Raw genomic sequence first — 1,048 nt, 5'->3', positions numbered from 1 at the left:
GTTATCTTGACCAGGTGGCAGTGGTGGCACACCCTGTCCGCGATCGCGCTCGCCGCCACGTCGTCCCCGAACACCCTGCCCCAGCCGCTGATCCCCACGTTGGTGGTGATGATCGTCGAGCGCTGCTCGTAGCGCGTCGATATCAGCTGGAACAGCAGGTCCGCGCCCGCGCTGCCGACGTCGAGGTAGCCGAGCTCGTCGATGATCAGCAGCCTCGAGTGGGCGTAGTACCTGAGCCTCTTCTTGAGGATGCCGCGCGACGAGGCGTCCTCCAGGTCCTCGACGAGCCGGGCGCAGTCCACGAACCTGACCTCGCGCCCCGCCCTGACCGCCTCGATGCCCAGCGCGACGGCGAGGTGCGTCTTGCCCACGCCGGGGCTCCCCACGAACAGGACGTTCTCGGCCCGCTCGACGAACCTCAGGGTCGCGAGCTCCTCGATCTCGGCGCGCGGGACCGAGGGCTGGAAGTCCCAGTCGAAGTCCGCCAGCCCCTTGACGTAGGGGAACCCCGACGACCGTATGCGCTGGCTGGTGATCCTGACCTCCCGGGCGGCGACCTCGACGCGCGTCATCTCCTCGAGGGCGGAGGCGAAGCCCCGCTCGCCCGCGGCGACCATCCTCACGTAGTCGGGCAGGGACGCCGCCATCTCGTGCAGCCCGAGCGCGGAGAGGTTCGCCTGCGCCCTGATCGAGGGGCTGCCCTCCGCGACGGCGCCCATCACGCCCCTCCGAGCGAGTCGAGCAGCGCGAGGTTGGCGCGCGCGGCCTCGGCGATGTCCGCGTCGGCCAGGCCCCGCTTCCCCTCGAGGGCCTGCCCGTAGTGGTCGGGGTCGTAGTTGATGGGCCTCGACGGCCCGGACGCGGCGTCGTGGACGGCGACCTCCTCGCCGGCCATCCTCACCACGACCTGGCCGCCGGGCATCGCCACGACGCTCACGCGCCGGCCGATGCAGCGCCTGGGCACGGACCACTCCCTGCCGGCGGCCCTGACGAGCATGGTCGGCGGGACGGTCTGGACGCTCACGTCGCCCACCATCGACTCGAGGAG

2 protein-coding genes are annotated in these 1,048 nt (G+C 71.5%); both read right to left on the bottom strand.

Annotation, left to right across the window (positions count from 1 at the left end):
- Positions 1–719: IS21-like element helper ATPase IstB (gene istB / locus ACTNB2_RS08840; protein ID WP_441044938.1), on the bottom strand; the 719-nt coding region annotated here is incomplete at its 3' end.
- A partial coding sequence (locus ACTNB2_RS08835; protein ID WP_441044939.1) for a Mu transposase domain-containing protein occupies positions 719–1,048 on the bottom strand: 330 nt, incomplete at its 5' end. The genes ACTNB2_RS08835 and istB, both read right to left, overlap by 1 nt.

This window comes from Collinsella sp. HCP28S3_G2 (assembly GCF_052065125.1).
Taxonomy (GTDB): Bacteria; Actinomycetota; Coriobacteriia; order Coriobacteriales; family Coriobacteriaceae; genus Collinsella.
This window is presented reverse-complemented; position numbering and strand designations above follow the sequence as displayed.